Below are 20,057 nucleotides of genomic sequence, written 5' to 3' on the forward strand. Positions count from 1 at the left end.
AACGGTTATTGCGCCGGTGCTGCGTGCGATGACCGCGAAGTCAATTGATCCTCACCCGGTAACAAGACCGGGTGTGAGCTAGTTTTTCGCAGGTGCGTGCCAGGAATCCTCGAGCATCCGAGGCTTACATGCCTGGTAAGCGCCCAGGAGCACCACGATCACCGCGACGACGAGCAAGCCGAACGGCGCAGCGTATCCACCGGACACGTCGTGGAAAACGCCGAACAGGAGCGGACCGAGGCAGGCAACGGAGTAGCCGATGCCCTGGGTGAAGCCGGACAGTGCCGAGGAGCCGATGTGCGAACGAGTACGCAGGTTGATCAGCGTGAGCGACATCGGGAACGTGCTCGGACCGAGGCCCAGTACGACAACCCATACGATCGGCGCCGCCATCGGGGCAAAGTACAGCCCGCCCATGCCGACCAGGTAGCAGACGGCACACGCGATCACGACGGGGAAGGGATTGGCCATGCGGGCGCACAGCGTCGGTGCACCGAAAGCTGCGACGAGCCCGATCACCGAGAACATGCCGACCATGGTTCCGCCGAATGCGTCGCTGGCGCCGGCATCACGAAGGATCGAGGGAATCCACGTGAACATCGAATAGGTGATCAGCGAAGTCATGCCGAACATGCCGGCCATCCCCCAGGCCACGGGCGAACGCCAGACCTGGCCGCGCGGCTGTTCCGTCACTGCCGCAACAGAATCCGATGCGCTCTCGACGGACCCGGCTTCGTTCGCACGAGCCTTGCGTGAGCGAGCGAGGGTGATCAACCACGGCACTGCGGCGGCGAATCCGAAGGCCGACCACCAGCCGATCGAGAACCTCCACCCGAAGGCGTCGGCAACCGGGACTGCGACGAACGCCGGAACGATGGTGCCGATCTGCACGGCCACGATGTAGACCGAACTCATGGTGGCGAGGCGATCGGAGAAGTACCGCTTGACCAACGGCGGGATCACGACATTACCGATTCCCATGCCTGCCAGTGCCAGAGCCGACAGAGCCAGCAACGACCACGTCTGAGACATCATGGCGCGCAACAGCATTCCGACGCCGGCCATGAGCATCGCGACGAGGGCGGTGCGTTCGAGCCCGATCCGTTTCGCAATCGCCGGGGTGATGAGACCGAAGATCGCGAACATAGCGGTCGGAACCATGCCGAAGACGCCGACGATCGAGGCGGAGAAGCCGATCTCGTCGCGAATCTCTGCCGCCAACGGCGAGAAGGAGGTCACCGCAAGTCGAAGTACGAGCGCAGACATCGCAATAGCGGCGAAGACGAGCACACGGCCTTGTATCAACGAACGGGTTTTGGTTCTCTCCAGTTGAGCAGTCACCGGCAAATCATAGGATGACCGGACGAACTCGCACAAGCGCGGTAATCTAATGTCACATTCACACCACGACCCAGAGTCACAACCCGGACCCGAGGAAACACCACGTGCAACCCGTTCGACGCGCAAGCCTCATCTCGCAGGTCACCGAACAACTCCGCAACGAGATCCGGAGCGGAACCTGGCCGATCGGCTCCAAAATCCCCACCGAACCGGAACTGTCGGAGCTGACCGGCACCGGTCGCAACACGGTGCGTGAGGCGGTCCAAGCGCTCGTTCACGCCGGAATGCTGGAACGTCGTCAGGGATCGGGCACCTATGTCGTTGCCCTCTCCGACCTCGGCGGCACTCTCGGCAACTACTTTGCCGGCGCCCACCAGCGGGATGTGCTCGAACTGAGGCGCGCGCTCGACATCACCGCGGCCACTCTCGCCGCCGCACGCCGAACCGAAGACGACATCGCCGAACTGACGCGGTTACTCGCGCTCCGCACGGCGTCTTGGGAGGGTCAGGACATCGACGCCGCCACCACTGCGGACGTCGCCCTGCACCGGGCGATAGTCGCGGCCAGTCACAACGAGGTCTACCTGGAGTTCTACGACTCCCTGCTCCCGGTCATCGAAACCACGATTCAACAGCACATCGATGCGACCGGTGAGGGATTTCACTCGCAGCACGCGAAGCTCGTCGAGGCTGTCGTCGACGGGGACACGGTGGCCGCCTCGAACGCCGCACGCGAATTGTTCGAAGGCCTGGTCTCGGACTTCGGTGCAGGTGCGGCCCTCTAGAGCAGCAAGCGCACGATGTCGGACGTGCGGGCCAGTCCCGGAAACGCGTCCGCCGTCGAGCGAGGATGAAGAACATGAACGGCCAAGCGGAACATCACCGCACGTAGAAGCATCTGCGGCCACTCGGGTAGGTCTTCCCAACGGCCGACCAGCGCCTCGTCGGCACCGCCCCACGAGATCGCGTCGACCACCGCGACGGCGGCCGCCCACGCTGCCGGACGCCAATACGGCGTGATGTCGGTGATTCCGGGCGCCATACTGCCCGAGAACAGCACTGTCCCGAACAAATCGCCGTGCACGAGCTGGTCGGGACTCTGCACCGGCTTACGCAAAGTCGCGAGCCCGGCAATCAGTTCCAGACTCTTGCGGCCGTCCGGCGTAGGCGTCTCGAGCTGCTCGACGCCCTTCGCGATCCTCAGCGGAACCGTCTCCCACGCCGCGCGATCAGCCGCGACGAATACGTCGACCTCGGCCCACGGCGGCACCGGCGGTTGCGCAAGGAAGCGCGGGCGCTCGAGCGAGGCCGTCGCCGCATGCAGTCGGCAGGACATCGAGACCACTTCGTCGTGACGCGGTTCCGGCGATCCGACGATGAATGTGTCGGCGCGCCAGCCCGAGACGACGTACCGACCGTCGGTCGAGCGCACCGGCCGAGCCAGTCGAACACCGTCGACTTCGAGGTTCTCTCGCACCTTCGCCGACCACGCTGCGCGGGCATGATCCGCGACTGCTGAAAGGACGACGTCTCCACACAGCCAACCGCCGTCCCAATCCGCACCGAGTGGGATGGGGTCGACTTCACGTAGGCCGAAGGTGGAGCACACGTGCTGGGGAGGTTGGCCTGTGCTCACACCACAACGCTACCGGTGCGCACCGCTGCCTCCCGCGAGGCGCGCCTAGTAGACCGGCAGACTCGCATCCACTTGGTTCGCCCAGGCGATCGCGCCTCCGTGAACGTGAACTGCATCGGCGAAGCCCGCGTTCTTGAGAAACGCCAGTGCCTCGGCCGAACGAATTCCGGTCTTGCAGTACAGAACTATCTGCTTGTTCTGCGGCAAGGTCGCCAGGGCTTCACCGGACAGGATGCGGTCCTTCGGGATCAACACCGCCCCCGGCAGATGCATGATGTCCCATTCGACCGGTTCTCGTACGTCGACCAATTCGATCGATCGACCCTCGCCGATCATGGCCTCCAGTTCCGGCGCTGTGATCGTCGAGCCGGCAGCGGCAACGCTCGCCTCTTCGGACACGACACCACAGAACGCGTCGTAGTCGATCAAGGCGGTGACCGGAACTCTGGTCGGATCACGCTGAAGGCGGATCGTCCGGAACGTCATCGCAAGTGCGTCGTAGATCATCAGGCGTCCGAGAAGAGGTTCACCGATACCGGTGATGAGCTTGACCGCCTCGGTCGCCATGATCGAACCGATGGTCGCCGGCAGGACTCCGAGAACACCGCCCTCGGCACACGAGGGGACCATGCCCGGCGGCGGCGCCTCGGGGTAGAGGTCGCGATAGTTCAGTCCAGCGCCGTCCGGGGCGTCTTCCCAGAAGACCGAGACCTGCCCTTCGAAACGGTAGATCGAGCCCCATACGTACGGCTTTCCGGCGATCACGGCGGCATCGTTGACGAGGTACCGCGTCGCGAAGTTGTCCGTGCCGTCGAGGATCAGGTCGTACTCGGAGAACAACTCGACCGCGTTGGAGTTGTCCAGGCGAAACTCGTGCAACCGGACGTCGACGTGTTCGTTGATCTCGAGAATCGACTCTTTCGCGCTGACCCCCTTCGGGCGTCCGACGTCGGAACGTCCGTGAATCACCTGACGCTGCAGGTTCGACATGTCGACCTCGTCGAACTCGACGATTCCGATCGTGCCCACTCCTGCAGCCGCGAGATAGAGCAGTGCAGGCGAACCCAATCCACCGGCGCCGATGAAGAGGACTCGTGCATTCTTGAGCCGCTTCTGACCGGTCATGCCGACGTTCGGAATGATCAGGTGCCTGCTGTACCGGGCAACTTCCTCCCGGCTCAACTCGGCTGCCGGCTCCACCAGTGGTGGCAATACGACGGGTGTTGCAGACACCGCGAAACACTCCTAGTTCAAGACGAGATCAGGGGTACTTGATCCGGTCACGCTCGGGGGTACGGCCACGGATTGAAGCGGCACGTGAGTCCGTTCATCGGAACGACGCCCTCGGGATCCAGCCTAGCGATGTCGTTGTTCGCGGTTCCGAAGGTCTGCTGCATCATGATCGGCGCGAGTCCGCCCTCGGTCTCGCACGGCTGATGAGCGGCGTAACCGATGGCATGGCCGACCTCGTGATTGATCTGATACTGGCGATACGAACCGATGTCACCCTGGAACGAAATGGCGCCTCGAACCCACCGCGGTTCGTTGAGCAGGACTCGGTCCATGCTCGGGTTGTAGCAGGATCCTTCGAGTTCGATCTCGTAGCCGCAGCCTTCACGGATAGTCATCTGTGAGGTCAGGGAGATCCGGAAGTCCGGCTCACCCGCGTCGACGCGCCGGAACGCGACCTTGGGATCGTTGGTCCAACTCTTCGGATTGGCCAGTGTCTGATCGACCATGCGTCCGTACGATTCGTCACCGCCGAAGCCGGTGGTGTCGACGCCGTCCTCGATCTCGACCGTGTACGTGAACTCGCGTTCGGTTCCCTGTCCGACCTTGCCCGTCGTACCCGGTACGACATGCCACGTACCGCCGCCGGCGACGGTGAACGGACCACCGTCGGGAAGTGCACCGGACGGTATCGACGACGCAAAAGTTCCGTCTCCGGCGGGTGGTGCGCCGATGACGTCGGTTCCGTCGGTGCTGTGCGCGAGGTCGGCAGTGGCCGACGTCTTGCTCGCGGACTCGGTGGTGTCCGGACGAACTGCATCGACGATCACGAGGATGGTGAGCACCACGAGAACCGGGATCGCGTAGGCACGCCAGCCGTACGTCGAGACGAAGCGCCCGAGTTTGCTCTGCTTTCGCGCTGCCCGGTCCGGCCGCGGATTGCGCGGCGTACGACCCACTTCTCGTTTGGTCGGATCCCATTGGGCACGCAGAGGCTGATGGGAGGAAATGCCTCGATAGTCGCGTTCGCCGTAGGCACGATCGTCCGGCACCTCCGGCCGACGTTCGTCGCGGGGCGCTCCAGTTCCGCTACGCATTCGAAGTTCCTCACGATCAGGGTTCTGCGTAGTTCGTCCACGCATGCGCGGTCCCCCTGGGTCAGTCACGTCGTCCAGAATCTCACACACGGCAAGTCGCTCGCCCAGGCTGACCGAAACCTGCTGGTCCTGGCGTGTCATGGCAACCCGCTCTGTAACGAGAAAGACCGCTGGTCTCGCTCACCGAGGCACACGCGACTCGCCCGGGCGACACACGGTATCGTTCATTCGGTTACGACCGGTGTGACGGAGGATACTGGCGGGTACGCACACGCGACTCGCGGATCCGCGCGCCGACCGAATTTTACTTTTGCTCAGATTGGAAGCGACATGACAGAACTCGCGGATCGGACAGACTCCGATCGCGGTACAACGGCCGGCAAGCCTGCCGGAACACGTCGCAGCACCCGCCTCCCCCGCGATGCGCGCCGCCTCCAGCTCCTCGCAGCGGCAAGCGAGGTCTTCGTCGCGAACGGGTACCACTCGGCCGGTATGGACGAGATCGCCGAATGCGCCGGTGTCAGCAAACCAGTCTTGTACCAACATTTCCCAGGCAAGCTCGAGCTGTACGTAGCGGTTCTCCAGAGCTACGTCGACAGTCTCATCTCGGGAGTGCGCCAAGCTCTGCGATCGACGACGGACAACAAACAGCGTGTCCGCGCCGCAGTCCAGGCGTTCTTCGACTTCGTCGACAACGACTCGCAGGGTTTCCGCCTGGTGTTCGAGTCCGACATCATGGGCGAGCCCCAGGTGCAGACGCGCGTCGAACAAGCCACCGAAGCGTGCGTCGACGCCGTGTTCGACCTGGTCAGCCAGGATTCCGGACTCGATCCGTATCGCGCACGCATCCTTGCCGTCGGGCTTGTCGGTGCCAGCCAGTTCACCGCGCGGTACTGGCTCGAAGCTGCCCGGCCCATTCCCAAGGAAGAAGCCGTCGAGATCACGGTGGCACTGGCGTGGGGCGGCCTCTCTCACGTGCCGCTGCAGGCCGAAACCAAGTAACCGAACCCAGAACGAGAATGGGCGGGCAGTCGTAACGACTGCCCGCCCATTCTGCTGTTACAGCTGCGCGTCAGACGGTAGGCGCGAACCCGACCTTGCGGATATCGGACGGGCCGATCTCCACGTACGCCACACGAGAAGCCTGCACCAGGAACTTGCGGCCCTTGTCGTCGACGAGTGCCAGAACCGGCTCACGGCCACCGAGGACAGCCGCGACCTGTGTCTCGACCTCGTCAGGGGTCTGTTCGCTGTTGACGATGAGCTCACGCGGGCTGTCGATTACACCGATCTTGACCTCCACGGTCAACCTCCGAACTGTTCGTGAATTACATCCGTTGTCGACGCAAGGCTAATGCAGCAGCGACTGCCCACGCTCCTCTGCACGCTGTGCCCAGAGCGAACAGGCACCTAGACGAGTCCGAGGATCGCCATCCGCTCGGCATGCTTGGCCTGCATACCGTCGAACAACGCAACAACTCCGTTGAGATCGCCGGAGGCCGAGATCACCAGATCCGTGAGGTCCTCACGCTGCGCCAACACAAACTGCGCCTGTGTGATCGCCTCACCGAGGAGTCGACGTCCCCACAGCATCAACCGGTCCTTGGCGCGGGTACTGGCCTCTACTGCAGCCTTCACCTCGAGCACCACGAACTCCGAGTGGCCCGTCTGAGAGAGCACGTCCTCCACGATCTCGGCCACATCCGCCGGGAGTGAATGCCCGATCTCGCGGTAGAAATCGGCAGCGATTCCGTCTCCGACATACGCCTTCACGAGCGATTCCAACCACGTCGACGGCGTAGTCGACGCGTGATAGTTGTCGAGAGCGCGAACGAACGGGTCCATGACGGCAAAGATCTCGTGGCCACGTTCCGTCAACGCTGTTTCGAGAGTCTCGAAGTGGTCCATCTCGGCGGCGGCCATGCTGGCGAACGCCACCTTGCCGCGCAGGTCCGGTGCCATCTGTGCGTCTTCCGCCAAACGGTAGAACGCCGAAATCTCGCCATACGCGAGAACGGCAAACAAATCGATCACGCCAGGGTGATCGGAAGCGACTCGGCCTCCGGTTCCAGCGTCCGTCGAAGCATCAAGATCGTGTGCGCCCATGACTACGAACTGTAGTGCTTCGACGGCCGACGCGACCGCCAAGGACCGCATGTCCGATTCGGTGATCTTCGACATGTCATCGCGAGGGGCGGACAACGTGCAGCTACAATGGTCTTGGGAGTTCGCCAGTTCCCCCGGCTCTTATGGTTAGCCGGGACGGCTGCTTTAGATCAGCCGACACGACTGTGCTCACGCGGACCCCACCGATAATGTGCGCGCACCTGCATCGACGGTTGTTGCCCGCTTCGCCGAGATCTCCGGACGGTTCGAATTCGTCCGAGTGGAATTCAGTGCTGAGGCGTAGGCATGACCGAAGAAAAAGAGGGCATCGACATCGGCCGACTTACGGCCTGGCCCCTTACCTTGTGCGTGCGTACCGCCACGAGGAAAGGCTAGTCCCCTGAGCAAGATCACTGTCGACCACGAAGACGAAGCAACCGAGAACACCGTTTCCGTCCAGCTCGACGACACCCACGTACCCCCGACCTTTGCCGAGCTCGGTGTCCGCGACGAAATCGTCCGCGCACTGAACGAGATCGGCATCGAGCGCACCTTCGCCATCCAGGAACTCACCCTTCCATTGGCTCTCGCCGGTGACGACCTCATCGGTCAGGCACGAACCGGAATGGGCAAGACCTTCGGTTTCGGCGTCCCGCTTCTGCATCGCATCGTCACCGCCGAGAACGGCACGGCTGTCCTCGACGGCACGCCCCGCGCCCTGATCATCGTTCCCACCCGCGAACTGTGCATCCAGGTCGCCCGCGACCTCGAGAACGCCAGCAAGTACCTCCGCGTCGGCGATCGTGGTCTCCAGGTTCTGCCGATCTACGGCGGCCGGCCGTACGAGGCGCAGATCTCGGCACTCCAGAAGGGCGTCGACGTCGTCGTCGGTACCCCGGGCCGCCTGCTCGACCTCGCCAACCAGTCGCATCTGATCCTGGGCAAGGTCGGCGTCCTCGTCCTCGACGAGGCCGACGAAATGCTCGACCTCGGCTTCCTGCCCGACATCGAACGCCTCATGGGCATGGTCCCCGACAAGCGTCAGACGATGCTCTTCTCCGCGACGATGCCGGGCCCGATCATCACCCTGGCGCGCACCTTCCTGACGCAGCCGACGCACATCCGTGCCGAGGAAGCCGAATCGTCCGCCGTGCACGATCGCACGAGCCAGCACATCTACCGTGCACACGCACTCGACAAGGCCGAGATGGTCGCCCGCGTGCTGCAGGCCGAAGGTCGCGGCGCGACGATGATCTTCACCCGCACCAAGCGCACCGCCCAGAAGGTTGCCGACGATCTTGCCGAGCGCGGCTTCTCCGTCGGTGCCGTCCACGGTGACCTCGGACAGATCGCCCGTGAAAAGGCGCTGAAGGGCTTCCGTAACGGAAAGGTCGACGTTCTGGTCGCCACCGACGTCGCTGCCCGCGGTATCGACATCGACGACGTCACCCACGTCATCAACTACCAGTGCCCCGAGGACGAGAAGACCTACGTCCACCGCATCGGTCGTACCGGCCGTGCAGGCCGCACCGGCATCGCGGTCACACTGGTCGACTGGGACGACATCCCTCGCTGGCAGCTCATCGACAAGGCCCTGAGCCTCGGAATCCCCGACCCGGTCGAGACGTACTCGAGCTCGCCGCACCTCTACGAAGAGCTGTCGATTCCGGCCGATGCCAAGGGCACCGTTCGCAAGGCGAAGGCTGCGCCCGAGAAGGCCGCAACGGACAAGGCAGACGCGCCGAAGACGACCGACTCGGACGGCACCGAGGAGAAGGCCGCTCCCCGCCGCAACCGGACCCGTCGCCGCACCCGCGCCGGCGCTTCGGCCGACGCCGCGACCGGCACCACCGCTACCGCGACCACCGCTCCCCCTTCGGCACCCGCCGCAACCGGTGCCGAGAACACGGACGACGACGGAGCAGCCAAGCCGCGTCGACGTCGGCGTCGTCGCCCCGCGGCTACCGCGACGGCAGGCGCCGCAGAGTAAGCTGCCGATGTGCTGGCTCCTGAAAGGCGTACTCGCTCAGATCTGATCGGTGCGCTGGCTCTCGCGCTGGCCGTAGTCGTAGCGGTGACCGTGGTGTGGTTGCGCAGTGATGCGCACGGAACCACCTCGGTCACCGCTGACACGTCACTCCCACCTCTGTCGACGTCGGTGTTGTTGCCCGACATCCTGAGGCAGACGTGGGAATCCCCCAGCGCCGCCTCGACGGCGCCCATCACCGTCGGAAATGCGGTCGTCACCGCCGACGGTTCCGAAGTGATCGGCCGCGATCCGGCTACGGGCGAAGAAGTGTGGCGGTACGCGCGCAACATCCCACTGTGCGGCGCGATCGGTTCGTGGGATCGCGTCGTCGGTGTCTACCAAGACAATCGTGGTTGCTCGCAGGTCACGTCACTGGTCGCCGACACCGGTGCCCGCAAGGACCAACGCAACAGCGACGCCGATTCCGCAGTCAGCCTTTCAGCGGACGGCACCTACCTGATTTCGCGCGGCAGTGAGCGAATGGAACTGTGGCGCTCGGACCTCGTCCGAACCCTCGAGTACGGCCGGGTCGACGCGAAGGTCAACCCCAACAAGCAACCCCGCACCGGATGCACGCTGCTCGATGCTGCGTCGAGCGCCAACCGAGTCTCGGTACTCGAACGCTGCCCCGGTGAAGCCTCCAACAGGTTGACGGTGATGAATCCCGCACCCAAGGACGCCCAGGAACCCGAAGAGTACGGATCCGCGATTCTCCTCGACTCCGAGGGCGCCCGCCTGCTTGCCGTGGCCGGCGAAAAGACGGCGGTCTATCTCCCCGCAGCCAACGGAACCGTTTCTCGCATAAGCATTTTCGACGGATCCGGCAATCCGATCGTCGACTATCCGATCGAGGGAGCGGTGACCGAAGGCGCCCGCACCCACGCCGACAAGGCTTCGATCACGTGGTGGACCGGCTCCCAGACCGTCAACCTACGCCTGAGCGATCTAGCTCCGACGTGGATCGTCAACGGAACGTCCGGGCCCGGAAGCATGGTCGCCGGTCAGATGCTCATCCCCGTTCCGGGCGGCATTGCAGCCGTCAGTCCTTCGGACGGAACGGTTCAGCGCATGATCGCCGTCGACCGCGGTGAGACGACGACACCGATCGTGCTCGCCAGTGCGGGCGAGACGATTCTCGAACAGCGCGGCGACACCGTGTTCGCGCTGCGCTAGTACTTCTCGCTGCGCTCAGAGCGTCAGTTCCGGCGCGAAAGTCACGACTTCGTTTCCAGCCCAATGCTTCAAAAGATTGTCGGCGAGTTCACGATAGGCGTCCGCGCCCTTGTTCTTTCGTCCCGCGAGCACCGTCGCACCCGAAGCAGAGGCCTCCGCGAACTTGACTGTGCGTGGGATCGGCGGCGCCAGAACGGCCAGGGAGTAGCGGTCGCTGACGTCGGCGAGCACGTCGCGACTGTGAGTGGTCCGAGCGTCGTACAGAGTCGGAAGTGCGCCGAGCAGAACAAGATCCGGGTTGGTGATGGCCTGGACTTCACGAACCGTACGCAGCAGCTGTCCGACGCCGCGGTGCGCGAGGGTCTCGCATTGCAACGGGACCAGAACCGACTGCGCCGCAGTCAATCCGTTGAGTGTGAGCACTCCCAACGACGGCGGGCAGTCGATGATGATGACGTCGTAACTACCCAGGAGCGGAGACAGCGCCCGCTTGAGCGCGAACTCGCGACCGGGTCGCATCAGGAGCAGGGCTTCGGCGCCCGCGAGGTCGATGGTCGCCGGCAGGAGGTCCATGCCGTCTTCCGTCTGCAGCACGGCGTCAACCGCGTCGAGATCACCCGCCAGGACCTCGTTTACCGAACGCTCGAGGCGATCCGGATTGTGTCCGAGCGAGAAGGTCAGGCAGCCCTGCGGGTCGAGATCCACCACCAGGACTCGCTGTCCGAGCGCGGACAAAGCCGCACCGAGGGAGGCGACCGTGGTGGTTTTAGCCACGCCGCCCTTTTGATTCGCCACTGCGAGAACCGTCGTCACACGTAGATCCTTGCGCACTTCGCGCCAGGAGGCGAGCTACACACGCGAGGCAGCCTGCAATGATGGTCCACATGGCTTCCCAGTCCGCCCCCTCGGCTATCCCCCTCGACGCTCGCGTCGTACTCATGCGCCACGGTGAAACCGAGTGGGCACGCACCGGGAAACACACGGGACGGACCGAGGTTCCGCTGACTCCGCTCGGCGAGATGCAGGCCACCGCGACCGGAAACCGCCTGCGGACACTCGACCTCCGCAATCCCATGATTCTCACGAGTCCTCGCTTGCGCGCTCAGTTGACCGGTGATCTCGCCGGCCTTCCGGAGGAGCGAACCTGGGATGCGCTCTCCGAATGGGACTACGGCGACTACGAGGGCCTCACGACGCCCGAGATCCGCGCAACAGTGCCCGACTGGACCGTCTGGACACACCCGTGCCCCGGCGGCGAGCAGTCGGATCAGATCCATGCCCGCACCGACATGGTGCTGTCGATGGTGCGTTCACAACTACCCGAGCGGGACGTGATCTTGATCGGGCACGGACACTTCTCGCGCGCACTCATCGCACGCTGGCTCGAGCTCCCGGTGACGGAAGGAAAGCGTTTCGCATTGTTCCCGGGTGCATACACGGTTCTCGGCTACGAGCACGGCGCCACCCACCTCGTTCATCACAACGTGCCGCCACTGGTCGAGGCTTAAGATTCTCTCCATGATTCGACGCGCCACGCCCGCAGACGTCCAGCCGATCACCGACATGATCTACGAGTTGGCGGACTACCAGAAGGCCATCGACGAGTGCACCGTGAAGGCGGAACAGATCGGCGAGGCTCTGTTCGGTCCGGCCGCGACGGCCTTCGCACACGTAGCTGTGAATTCAGCCGACGACGTCGTCGGCATGGCGCTGTGGTTTCGCAATTTCTCGACCTGGGACGGCGCGCACGGCATCTACCTCGAAGATCTGTACGTCAAGCCCAGCCAGCGCGGATCAGGGCACGGGAAGGCTCTTCTGGCCGCACTTGCCAAGGAGTGCACCGACAACGACTACACGCGGCTGTCCTGGTCGGTGCTCAACTGGAACACCCCCTCGATCAAGTTCTACGAGTCACTCGGCGCCGACGCGAAAACCGAGTGGACCACGTATCGCCTGACCGGCACCCACCTCGGAGCTCTCGCCGCCGAAGCTGAGTAGGTCCGAAGCAGAGTAGGTCCGAAGCAGAGTTGGCGGTCAGCCTTACTTGTCCCGCGGCTCTTCGGGCTCGTCAGCGCCTGGATTACCCTCTTCCGGCGATACCTCGTCTGCGTACGCGCCGTACTCCGCTGCCATCCACCGAGACGTCGGCGCCGAGAACAGGCAACCGAGAGCGCCGAGAACGACGACACCCAGAACGACGCCGAGCGGCACCTGATGCGAATCGGTCAGCAGCGACCAGGCGACTGGCAGGAGCAGCAACTGGGCGACGACGGCGATTGCCCGGCCCCATCGGCGACCGTTCAGCAGAGCGATACCGGCAGCCAACACCGCGCCGCCGAGAATCGCGACCCAGGCAGCGAAGCCGTACCCGTTGGTGACGCTCTGATCGTGCCCGGTCGCGCCGCGAATCACCGCGACGATCGCGAACCCGGCGGCAACCAGCCCTTGCAGCGTCACGAGGGCACCTGCCCATCTGACTGTCTTGGGCAGGGCGTTCGGACTGGCGGTATTCGGCACGAGGCCAGCCTAGAACACGACACCGGATAGGCTCATGCCCCGTGCGCGCACTGCTGATCGTCAATCCCAATGCCACCTCCACCACCGCCGCCGGTCGTGACCTGCTGGCACACGCCCTCGAGAGCCGGGTGCGACTTACTGTGGCGCACACCACACATCGTGGACACGCTGCCGAACTGGCGCGCGAAGCCCACGAAGACGGCTTCGGCTCGGTGATCGTCCACGGCGGCGACGGAACGGTCAACGAAGTGGTCAACGGACTGCTCGGGGCACCGCATCCCGCGTCGATGAAATCGGTTCCGGTCGGTCCGATCCCGACGATCGCGGTCGTTCCAGGGGGCTCGGCAAACGTTTTCGCGCGTTCACTCGGTATTGCCGCCGACCCGATCGACGCCACAAACCAACTCGTCGACCTACTCTCGGAGCGGACGAGACGCCGAATCGGGCTCGCACATTGCGACAACCGTTGGTTCACGTTCAATGCCGGAATGGGCCTCGACGCCGATGTGTGCGAAGCCGTCGACGCCAGCCGCAAGAATGGTGACGCTGCCACTCCCGCCCGATATGTCCGAACTGCGATCGCAGCGTTCTTCCGCGCGAAGCGGGCCGAACCAGCCCTGACAGTCCACCTTCCCGATCAGGATCCCGTCTCCGGAGTCCACTACGCGTTCGTGTCGAACTCGAGCCCGTGGACATATCTGGAAGAGCGTCCCGTGCACACCAATCCGGGAACCACCTTCGACAGCGGACTCGGAATCTTCGCCATGACGAGCACCAAAGTCCTACCGTCCCTGCGGGTTGTGCGGCAGCTCCTTGCACGCGGCGCAGAGCCGAAATCGAAGGTCCTCCTACGCACCGACGACGTCCCGACAATCACCATCGAATCGTCGCGACCGATCGGACTCCAGATGGACGGCGACTACATCGGACTTCGCGAAAAGGTCGAATTCACCTCGGTCCCGGATGCACTGGAAGTGTTCGCGCCGATTACGACGTGAGTCAGGCAACACGGTTGACCTGCAAAAACTCTGGTGCCGAATAGCCAAAATCGGGTAAAATGCCGGTGACGACCAGGTGGCCGTCAGGTGTGTCACAAATTAGTGAGTTGGCCCACGAACCCGTTCAAACCTATTGACATACCGCGAGTTCGTGAAAGCATTCACAAGTAACAGTGCGGAAACGTTGATGACGCACACACAAACTCATTGGTACCAAATGGTGTGAATACACACCCAATTAAGGAGCGAAAAAAGATGGACTGGCGCCACAACGCAATCTGTCGCGACGAGGATCCCGAACTGTTCTTCCCCGTGGGAAACAGTGGACCGGCCCTCGCTCAGATCGCTGATGCCAAGGTTGTCTGCAACCGCTGCCCCGTCACCGCCGAGTGCCTGTCCTGGGCCCTCGAGTCCGGTCAGGATGCAGGCGTCTGGGGCGGAATGAGCGAAGACGAGCGTCGCGCACTCAAGCGTCGTAACGCACGTACCCGTGCACGCACTTCCGTCTAGGTAGAACCGAGACGTTCGACTCGCGGCGGAGAACAGCCCCTCCACACAGTCGAAGACGACAGCCCGGCACCACATGGTGCCGGGCTTTTTGTCTGCTCGAATTAACAGCGCTGCTCGAATTAACAGCGCTGCTCGAATTACCGGCGCTGCTCGAATCAGTAACGCGCAGTACGTCTACCGAGCGGCACACGCAGAACCGCGTCGGTGCCTCCACCGCTTCCCGGGTGCAGTCCGAGCGAGCCACCGAGTTCGGCGCCCAGCAGAGTCCGCACGATCTGAAGTCCGAGGCGATCGGACTTCTCGAGGTCGAAGTTCTCCGGCAGGCCGCGCCCGTTGTCGTGGATGATCACGTCCAACCAGCGCGCAGAACGCTCGGCGCTGAGTGTGACCGTGCCGGTGAGTCCCGGATCGAAAGCGTGCTCGATCGCGTTCTGCACCAACTCGGTCAGCACCATGACCAGCGGGGTGGCGCGCTCGGCGGAGAACACTCCGAAACTTCCCTCGCGCCGAATCGTCACCGGCACACCCACTCCCGCGACATCGGAGAGCATGGGAACCAACCGGTCGATCACCTCGTCGAGGTCCACCTCTTCGTCCACCGACATCGACAGGGTGTCGTGGACGAGGGCGATGGATGTCACGCGTCGCACCGATTCCGTCAATGCTTGTCGCGCTTCGTCGTTGCCGGTTCGCCTGGCCTGTAGACGCAGCAGCGCCGCGACGGTTTGCAGGTTGTTCTTCACTCGATGGTGAATCTCGCGGATGGTCGCGTCCTTGCTCAGGAGCGCGCGATCACGACGCTTGACCTCGGTGACGTCGCGAACCACGACCGCAGCACCGACGTGCCGACCACCCGGCTTGAGTACCAGAGCGCGCAGCAGAACGGTCGCCCCACGCGCCTCGATCTCCATCCGACGGCCAGGCTTGTCCGCCAACGTATCTCGGATGTAACCCGCAGCTTCCTGAGACTCGAACGGGTCGGTGACCAACGAACGGGTCAATGCCGCGAGATCTTGTCCCACCAGATCCGAACTCAGACCCATCCGGTGATACGCCGAGAGAGCGTTCGGGCTCGCGTAGACGACGGTGCCTTCGGTGTCGAGACGGATGAAACCGTCGCCGGCACGTGGGCTCGAGTTCGTGTCGGAGCGCGATTCTCGGATCGGGAAGGTTCCGTCGCTGATCATCTGACACAGGTCTTCAGCGCAATCGAGATACGCGAGCTCGAGCGGACTCTGCGCTCTCTGGTGTGAGAGGTTGGTGTCGCGACTCAGAACCGCGATGACTCGCCCGTCCAGACGCACCGGAACCGCTTCCTTACGCGGCGGCATTCCTTTACGCCACGTCTCGTCTTCCCCACGCACGACGCGCCCCTCGACAAGAGCGCGAAGGACCTGAGGATGCTCGGACTCGGAAACGACCGTTCCGACCGCGTCCTCCGGGAAAGCCGTCGATGCCGTGGTCGGCCGGCAGTGCGCTACGCAGATGACCGTCCCTTCGGATCGGTTCTTCTCCGATTCGGTGCCCACCCACAGGAGAACGTCTGCAAAAGAGAGGTCGGCGAGCAGTTGCCACTCCCCCACGACGCGCTGGAGATGGTCGACCGCCGCACCCGGCAGATCGGTGTGTTCGGCGAGGAGGTCACTGAGAGTGGACATCGGCTTACTTAGGAGATCACGGCGATCAGATCGCCTTGCTGAATCACGTCGCCGACCTTGACGCCCACCGTCGTCACCGTTCCCGGAACCTCGGCCAGGACGGGAATTTCCATCTTCATCGATTCGAGGATGACCAGGGTGTCGCCGTCCGCAACGACGTCTCCCTCGCTCACGACGACCTGGTAGACCGTCGAAACCATCTCGGCGCGCACGTCTTCTGCCATCGTGAACCTCACTTCTGTCGGAACTGCACTCTGACCACGAAAATACGTCGACGGATTACTCGATCGACCTGCCAATGGAACCACACCGGCATCGGCGTGAAACAATGACGCGAAAGAAACAGAAGGGAGACCAATCATGGGTAAGCGTGGTCGTAAGAAGCGCAGCCGTAAGGGCAACGCCGCTAACCATGGCAAGCGTCCAAACGCCTGACATGTAGCGCAACAAAACGTCCGAGGGGCGGGGAAGCATTGCTTCCCCGCCCCTCGGCGTTACTGCCTTCCGACTATTGCCGCTCAGATCTTCGCTGACGGGCTAGCTGTCGGTTTCGGTAGTCGTGATGACGATGGTCCGACGCAATTCGACGGTGAGCCGCTGACGCAGGCTTTCCGGTGCGTGATCCCCGCCGCACTTACGGTTGATCAGGCTCTTGACCTTCTCCTCGATCCCGTAGGCCTCGAGGCACGATCCGCAGTCGTCGATATGACGTTGCAGACGAGCGCGACTGGAATCGTCGCATTCACCGTCGAGCATCAACCAGACGTCGGCGATGACTGCCGAGCAGTCGAGCCTTTCGAATTCGTCCTGCTCACTCATCGTTTGACACCTTCCGCCTCGGTGGCTGCGCCGGCCGTGGCCGTGTCGACTGCGCCGTCCCGATTGAATCCACGATCTTTGGCGACATCGGCCAAGAGACCACGCAATTGCTTACGACCACGATGCAGCCGTGACATCACCGTTCCGATGGGTGTGCCCATGATCTCCGCGATCTCCTTGTACGGGAATCCCTCGACGTCGGCGTAGTACACCGCCATCCGGAATTCCTCGGGCAGCGACTGCAGCGCCGCCTTGATGTCGTCGTCCGGCAGCGCGTCGAGCGCCTCCACCTCGGCCGAACGCAGCCCGGTGGACGTGTGCTCTGCGGTGGCGGCCAACTGCCAGTCGGTGATCTCGTCCGTCGGATACTGCGCGGGTTGGCGCTGCTTCTTGCGGTACGAGTTGATGTAGGTGTTGGTGAGAATCCGGTACAGCCAGGCTTTCAGGTTGGTACCGGCACGGAACGAGCGGAAAGCCGTGTACGCCTTGACGTACGTCTCCTGCACTAGGTCTTCGGCATCAGCCGGGTTCCTCGTCATGCGCAGTGCAGCGCCGTACAACTGGTCGAGCAACGGGAGCGCGTCACGCTCGAACCGGGCAATCAACTCATCCGCAGTTTCGGGCGTTTCGGACACCGCACCATCGACAGGTTCGGAAACCTCCGACGGTTCGTCCTTGGGCCGGTCGTGTTCCAGCACTCTGATCCCTTCACTAGCCGTAGGGATCAAGGTTACCGCCAACTGAAGATCCGACCCACGGGCCGGTGGTGGCTCACACACAGCCAGCACGGTCGCTCCTTCGCTTCTCGGGACAAGTTTCATCAACTGTTACCAACACGGGAGTCTGCGACTCTGTTCCCGGCCTGGTCGGAGTCCTTATAGAGGGGTCCACCTAAGGTCTTCGTCATGGCTGGAACAGCGACCCCTGCAACCGCACTGCTCGGCAAGTCGAAGACACCGCACCGCGTTCACAGCTACGACCACGACCCCCGCGCCGAATCGTTCGGCGACGAGGCGGTCACGGCGCTGGCCGAGTTGGTAGGCGTCGAGGCCGCCCAGATCTTCAAGACCTTGGTCGTCAAACTCGACACGGGCAAGCTCGCCGTCGCGGTTCTGCCGGTACCGGACAAACTCTCACTCAAAGCTGCGGCCGCTGCCCTCGGCGCAAGCAAAGCCGTCATGGCAGATCGCGCCGAAGCCGAGCGCTCGAGCGGCTACGTCTTCGGTGGTATCTCACCGCTCGGCCAACGCAAGAAGCTGCCGACCGTGATCGACGCCTCGGCTCTCGACTGGGATCGGGTTCTCTGTAGTGCCGGACGACGCGGCCTCGAAATCGAACTGGCTCCGGCCGACCTTGCTCAGCTGAGCGGCGCGGTCACCGCACAAATCACCGCGGGCTGAGGATCCGGTCGCTACGGTCTGTTCATGCGTCCACAAACCAAGCGTCCACCCGTGAAAATTTTTGCACTGACCGCTGCAGCCGCTGCCCTCACCGTCTCGTTGACGGCCTGCGGGAGTTCCGACAGCGCCGGCAAGGAAGTCACGGTGGTCGGATCAGGACAGGTCCGCGGGGCGCCGGACATCCTCAACGCGGACATTGGCATCGAGGTTGTCGCCGCGGATGTATCGGGAGCGGTTTCCGAGTCGAATGACAAGGCCCGCCAGATGATTGACGCGATAGTCAATGCCGGCGTGGCCGCCGAGGACGTGCAGACAAGCGATCTGTCGGTTCAGCCGCAGTACGACGCCAGTGGTGGGCCGTTCGTCGGCGGTAACGTGACGGGCTACCGGGCAACCAACTCGGTACGGATCGTCGTCCGCGATCTCGACAAGGCTTCGGGTGTGCTGGACGCCGGTATCGCGGCGGGTGGAAACGCAGCGCGACTCGGCAACGTCGCCTTCGCCATCGACGACGACTCTCAGCTTCTGGCCGACGCTCGCACCCGGGCTTTCGAGGACGCGAAGAACCGTGCCGAGCAGTACGCGGATCTCTCCGGCACGTCGCTCGAGAACGTCGTGACCATCACCGAGGCACACGACACGAGTGGCGGTCAGACCATGCGCGCTCCCGACGCCTCGATGTCCGACATGGTTCTCGCCCCGGGAACCCAGCAGGTTTCGTTCGAAGTGACCGTCACCTGGTCTCTCGGCTGACTGCTAGAGCAGGCTGATCTGCTCTCCGGCACGGTCGACGTCCGGTTCGATCAACTCGTGTCCGTTGTTCTTGACACTGTTGACCAGCGGCCGGACTCGATCGATGTCGATCCGCTCGAAAAGGTCCGGGGTCGGTTCGAGCAGAGCCGAATCGACGGTGTTGTCGGGATCGAGCCACGCCTCCCAGCGGTCTCGAGGCAGGGCGAGGGGCATCCGGTCGTGAACCTGCTCCAGATGACCGAGTGAGTCGACTGTGACGATCGAGCAGCTCAGGACGGGGCTCGCATTCTCGACCTTCGGGTCTCGCCAGGCAGACCACACACCAGCCATGAACAGCCGTGTTCCGTCGTCGGGGTGCATGTAGTAAGGAATCTTCGCTGCCTTTTTCCCGCCGGTGGCCTCGGTCTGCCACTCGTACCACCCGTCCATCGGGACCAGGCAACGCTTGAACTTGAACGCGGTCCGAAACGCGGGCTTCTCCGCCAACGAGTCGGCACGCGCGTTGAACAGGACCGGGCCCTTACCCAGTTCCTTGGTCCACGAGGGCACCAAGCCCCAGCGCATCCGCCGAATCCTCTTGGTCGGATCGCTGTCGGGGTTTTCCCGATCGTGGCGTTCCACGACGGTCAACACCTCGGTCGTCGGAGCCACGTTGTAGTCGGCTTCGACGGGCGCCGAGTGGTCGGTCTCGTCGAGCGCATCGAGTTCCACCGCCAGGGTGGCCGGGTCCGCTGTGGTCGCATACCTTCCGCACATGACACCCAGGGTGGCACGGTTTCGACCATTCCCC

The 20,057-nt window shown here is 63.5% G+C and carries 24 protein-coding genes; 11 read left to right on the forward strand and 13 right to left on the reverse strand.

Features of this window, described 5'->3' with window-relative positions; translation table 11 throughout:
* Nucleotides 1-78 precede the first annotated feature (78 nt).
* The gene (locus ACFWAD_RS14525) at nt 79-1,341 is read right to left on the reverse strand and encodes a CynX/NimT family MFS transporter (RefSeq protein WP_378544863.1); all 1,263 of its coding nucleotides are present in this window, start codon (nt 1,339-1,341) and stop codon (nt 79-81) included.
* A 104-nt stretch (nt 1,342-1,445) separates the two neighbouring features.
* Between ACFWAD_RS14525 and ACFWAD_RS14530 the strand changes: the two genes are divergently transcribed.
* Nucleotides 1,446-2,126, forward strand: a complete 681-nt coding sequence (locus ACFWAD_RS14530) for a FadR/GntR family transcriptional regulator (protein ID WP_378449208.1) — start codon at nt 1,446-1,448, stop codon at nt 2,124-2,126.
* On the opposite strand, the gene ACFWAD_RS14535 is transcribed toward ACFWAD_RS14530, so the two are convergent.
* Genes ACFWAD_RS14535 through ACFWAD_RS14545 form a run of 3 tightly spaced genes read right to left on the reverse strand, consistent with a single transcriptional unit; the run spans nt 2,123 to nt 5,304 of the window.
* Nucleotides 2,123-2,977 (reverse strand): TIGR02569 family protein, encoded by an 855-nt coding sequence (locus ACFWAD_RS14535; RefSeq protein ID WP_007731227.1) that lies wholly within the window; start codon nt 2,975-2,977, stop codon nt 2,123-2,125. The two genes, ACFWAD_RS14530 and ACFWAD_RS14535, sit on opposite strands and share 4 nt — an antisense overlap.
* A gap of 45 nt (nt 2,978-3,022) precedes the next feature.
* Entirely contained in the window at nt 3,023-4,210 is a 1,188-nt protein-coding gene (gene moeZ, locus ACFWAD_RS14540) for an adenylyltransferase/sulfurtransferase MoeZ (RefSeq protein ID WP_378544866.1), read from the reverse strand.
* 47 nt (nt 4,211-4,257) lie between these two features.
* The gene (locus ACFWAD_RS14545; RefSeq protein ID WP_374227984.1) at nt 4,258-5,304 is read right to left on the reverse strand and encodes a DUF3152 domain-containing protein; all 1,047 of its coding nucleotides are present in this window, start codon (nt 5,302-5,304) and stop codon (nt 4,258-4,260) included.
* 330 nt (nt 5,305-5,634) lie between these two features.
* On the opposite strand from ACFWAD_RS14545, the gene ACFWAD_RS14550 reads away from it, so the two are divergent.
* Nucleotides 5,635-6,306, forward strand: coding sequence for a TetR/AcrR family transcriptional regulator (locus ACFWAD_RS14550; RefSeq protein WP_230812633.1), 672 nt, complete (start codon nt 5,635-5,637; stop codon nt 6,304-6,306).
* A 70-nt stretch (nt 6,307-6,376) separates the two neighbouring features.
* On the opposite strand, the gene ACFWAD_RS14555 is transcribed toward ACFWAD_RS14550, so the two are convergent.
* Nucleotides 6,377-6,607, reverse strand: a complete 231-nt coding sequence (locus ACFWAD_RS14555) for a DUF3107 domain-containing protein (protein WP_214886142.1) — start codon at nt 6,605-6,607, stop codon at nt 6,377-6,379.
* 107 nt (nt 6,608-6,714) lie between these two features.
* Complete coding sequence (locus tag ACFWAD_RS14560) at nt 6,715-7,410, reverse strand: ferritin-like fold-containing protein (RefSeq protein ID WP_029255047.1); 696 nt, start codon at nt 7,408-7,410, stop codon at nt 6,715-6,717.
* Nucleotides 7,411-7,810: 400 nt separating this feature from the next.
* On the opposite strand from ACFWAD_RS14560, the gene ACFWAD_RS14565 reads away from it, so the two are divergent.
* Together ACFWAD_RS14565 and ACFWAD_RS14570 are read left to right on the forward strand one after the other, a co-directional pair.
* Nucleotides 7,811-9,400 (forward strand): DEAD/DEAH box helicase, encoded by a 1,590-nt coding sequence (locus tag ACFWAD_RS14565; protein WP_378449223.1) that lies wholly within the window; start codon nt 7,811-7,813, stop codon nt 9,398-9,400.
* Between the two features lie 9 nt (nt 9,401-9,409).
* Nucleotides 9,410-10,612 carry a hypothetical protein gene (locus ACFWAD_RS14570; protein ID WP_378534030.1) on the forward strand — a complete coding sequence of 401 codons (1,203 nt, stop codon included), beginning with the start codon at nt 9,410-9,412 and terminating at the stop codon, nt 10,610-10,612.
* 15 nt (nt 10,613-10,627) lie between these two features.
* Here the strand turns inward: ACFWAD_RS14570 and ACFWAD_RS14575 are convergent, their stop codons facing one another.
* Complete coding sequence (locus ACFWAD_RS14575; protein WP_378534032.1) at nt 10,628-11,425, reverse strand: ParA family protein; 798 nt, start codon at nt 11,423-11,425, stop codon at nt 10,628-10,630.
* A gap of 71 nt (nt 11,426-11,496) precedes the next feature.
* On the opposite strand from ACFWAD_RS14575, the gene ACFWAD_RS14580 reads away from it, so the two are divergent.
* Both ACFWAD_RS14580 and ACFWAD_RS14585 read left to right on the forward strand, forming a co-directional pair.
* Nucleotides 11,497-12,120, forward strand: coding sequence for an acid phosphatase (locus ACFWAD_RS14580; RefSeq protein WP_378544871.1), 624 nt, complete (start codon nt 11,497-11,499; stop codon nt 12,118-12,120).
* Between the two features lie 10 nt (nt 12,121-12,130).
* The gene (locus ACFWAD_RS14585) at nt 12,131-12,610 is read left to right on the forward strand and encodes a GNAT family N-acetyltransferase (protein WP_378544874.1); all 480 of its coding nucleotides are present in this window, start codon (nt 12,131-12,133) and stop codon (nt 12,608-12,610) included.
* A 42-nt stretch (nt 12,611-12,652) separates the two neighbouring features.
* Here ACFWAD_RS14585 and ACFWAD_RS14590 read toward each other — a convergent pair whose 3' ends face one another.
* A complete protein-coding gene (locus tag ACFWAD_RS14590; RefSeq protein WP_378534037.1) occupies nt 12,653-13,129 on the reverse strand; it encodes a hypothetical protein in 477 nt (158 codons plus the stop codon).
* A 41-nt stretch (nt 13,130-13,170) separates the two neighbouring features.
* On the opposite strand from ACFWAD_RS14590, the gene ACFWAD_RS14595 reads away from it, so the two are divergent.
* Both ACFWAD_RS14595 and ACFWAD_RS14600 read left to right on the forward strand, forming a co-directional pair.
* Nucleotides 13,171-14,127 (forward strand): diacylglycerol kinase family protein, encoded by a 957-nt coding sequence (locus ACFWAD_RS14595; RefSeq protein WP_230812617.1) that lies wholly within the window; start codon nt 13,171-13,173, stop codon nt 14,125-14,127.
* Between the two features lie 255 nt (nt 14,128-14,382).
* The gene (locus ACFWAD_RS14600) at nt 14,383-14,637 is read left to right on the forward strand and encodes a WhiB family transcriptional regulator (RefSeq protein ID WP_003940950.1); all 255 of its coding nucleotides are present in this window, start codon (nt 14,383-14,385) and stop codon (nt 14,635-14,637) included.
* A 155-nt stretch (nt 14,638-14,792) separates the two neighbouring features.
* On the opposite strand, the gene ACFWAD_RS14605 is transcribed toward ACFWAD_RS14600, so the two are convergent.
* Together ACFWAD_RS14605 and ACFWAD_RS14610 are read right to left on the reverse strand one after the other, a co-directional pair.
* Complete coding sequence (locus ACFWAD_RS14605) at nt 14,793-16,295, reverse strand: sensor histidine kinase (RefSeq protein WP_230812615.1); 1,503 nt, start codon at nt 16,293-16,295, stop codon at nt 14,793-14,795.
* An 8-nt stretch (nt 16,296-16,303) separates the two neighbouring features.
* Nucleotides 16,304-16,519 (reverse strand): biotin/lipoyl-binding carrier protein, encoded by a 216-nt coding sequence (locus tag ACFWAD_RS14610; protein ID WP_007731208.1) that lies wholly within the window; start codon nt 16,517-16,519, stop codon nt 16,304-16,306.
* Nucleotides 16,520-16,655: 136 nt separating this feature from the next.
* On the opposite strand from ACFWAD_RS14610, the gene ACFWAD_RS14615 reads away from it, so the two are divergent.
* Complete coding sequence (locus tag ACFWAD_RS14615; protein ID WP_022597109.1) at nt 16,656-16,730, forward strand: 50S ribosomal protein bL37; 75 nt, start codon at nt 16,656-16,658, stop codon at nt 16,728-16,730.
* Nucleotides 16,731-16,832: 102 nt separating this feature from the next.
* Here ACFWAD_RS14615 and rsrA read toward each other — a convergent pair whose 3' ends face one another.
* Nucleotides 16,833-17,114 (reverse strand): mycothiol system anti-sigma-R factor, encoded by a 282-nt coding sequence (rsrA, locus tag ACFWAD_RS14620; protein ID WP_003940722.1) that lies wholly within the window; start codon nt 17,112-17,114, stop codon nt 16,833-16,835.
* Nucleotides 17,111-17,812 carry a sigma-70 family RNA polymerase sigma factor gene (locus tag ACFWAD_RS14625; RefSeq protein ID WP_378447603.1) on the reverse strand — a complete coding sequence of 234 codons (702 nt, stop codon included), beginning with the start codon at nt 17,810-17,812 and terminating at the stop codon, nt 17,111-17,113. The genes rsrA and ACFWAD_RS14625 overlap by 4 nt, the downstream gene beginning before the upstream one ends.
* A gap of 207 nt (nt 17,813-18,019) precedes the next feature.
* On the opposite strand from ACFWAD_RS14625, the gene ybaK reads away from it, so the two are divergent.
* Both ybaK and ACFWAD_RS14635 read left to right on the forward strand, forming a co-directional pair.
* Nucleotides 18,020-18,514, forward strand: a complete 495-nt coding sequence (ybaK, locus tag ACFWAD_RS14630) for a Cys-tRNA(Pro) deacylase (protein ID WP_378447604.1) — start codon at nt 18,020-18,022, stop codon at nt 18,512-18,514.
* Between the two features lie 24 nt (nt 18,515-18,538).
* A complete protein-coding gene (locus tag ACFWAD_RS14635; RefSeq protein ID WP_378544878.1) occupies nt 18,539-19,267 on the forward strand; it encodes an SIMPL domain-containing protein in 729 nt (242 codons plus the stop codon).
* Between the two features lie 3 nt (nt 19,268-19,270).
* Here the strand turns inward: ACFWAD_RS14635 and ACFWAD_RS14640 are convergent, their stop codons facing one another.
* Nucleotides 19,271-20,023, reverse strand: a complete 753-nt coding sequence (locus ACFWAD_RS14640; RefSeq protein WP_378544881.1) for an SOS response-associated peptidase — start codon at nt 20,021-20,023, stop codon at nt 19,271-19,273.
* Nucleotides 20,024-20,057: the final 34 nt, after the last annotated feature.

Source organism: Rhodococcus sp. NPDC059969 (genome assembly GCF_042738325.1).
Taxonomy (GTDB): Bacteria; Actinomycetota; Actinomycetes; order Mycobacteriales; family Mycobacteriaceae; genus Rhodococcus_F.

Bases quoted from the DNA above. Each gene is read 5' to 3' on its own strand.
- ACFWAD_RS14545 (WP_374227984.1), bottom strand. From the start codon at position 5,304: ATGCGTAGCGGAACTGGAGCGCCCCGCGACGAACGTCGGCCGGAGGTG.
- ACFWAD_RS14550 (WP_230812633.1), top strand. From the start codon at position 5,635: ATGACAGAACTCGCGGATCGGACAGACTCCGATCGCGGTACAACGGCC.
- ACFWAD_RS14560 (WP_029255047.1), bottom strand. From the start codon at position 7,410: ATGGGCGCACACGATCTTGATGCTTCGACGGACGCTGGAACCGGAGGC.
- ACFWAD_RS14580 (WP_378544871.1), top strand. From the start codon at position 11,497: ATGGCTTCCCAGTCCGCCCCCTCGGCTATCCCCCTCGACGCTCGCGTC.
- ACFWAD_RS14585 (WP_378544874.1), top strand. From the start codon at position 12,131: ATGATTCGACGCGCCACGCCCGCAGACGTCCAGCCGATCACCGACATG.
- ACFWAD_RS14600 (WP_003940950.1), top strand. From the start codon at position 14,383: ATGGACTGGCGCCACAACGCAATCTGTCGCGACGAGGATCCCGAACTG.
- ACFWAD_RS14605 (WP_230812615.1), bottom strand. From the start codon at position 16,295: ATGTCCACTCTCAGTGACCTCCTCGCCGAACACACCGATCTGCCGGGT.
- ACFWAD_RS14610 (WP_007731208.1), bottom strand. From the start codon at position 16,519: ATGGCAGAAGACGTGCGCGCCGAGATGGTTTCGACGGTCTACCAGGTC.
- rsrA (WP_003940722.1), bottom strand. From the start codon at position 17,114: ATGAGTGAGCAGGACGAATTCGAAAGGCTCGACTGCTCGGCAGTCATC.
- ybaK (WP_378447604.1), top strand. From the start codon at position 18,020: ATGGCTGGAACAGCGACCCCTGCAACCGCACTGCTCGGCAAGTCGAAG.
- ACFWAD_RS14635 (WP_378544878.1), top strand. From the start codon at position 18,539: ATGCGTCCACAAACCAAGCGTCCACCCGTGAAAATTTTTGCACTGACC.
- ACFWAD_RS14640 (WP_378544881.1), bottom strand. From the start codon at position 20,023: ATGTGCGGAAGGTATGCGACCACAGCGGACCCGGCCACCCTGGCGGTG.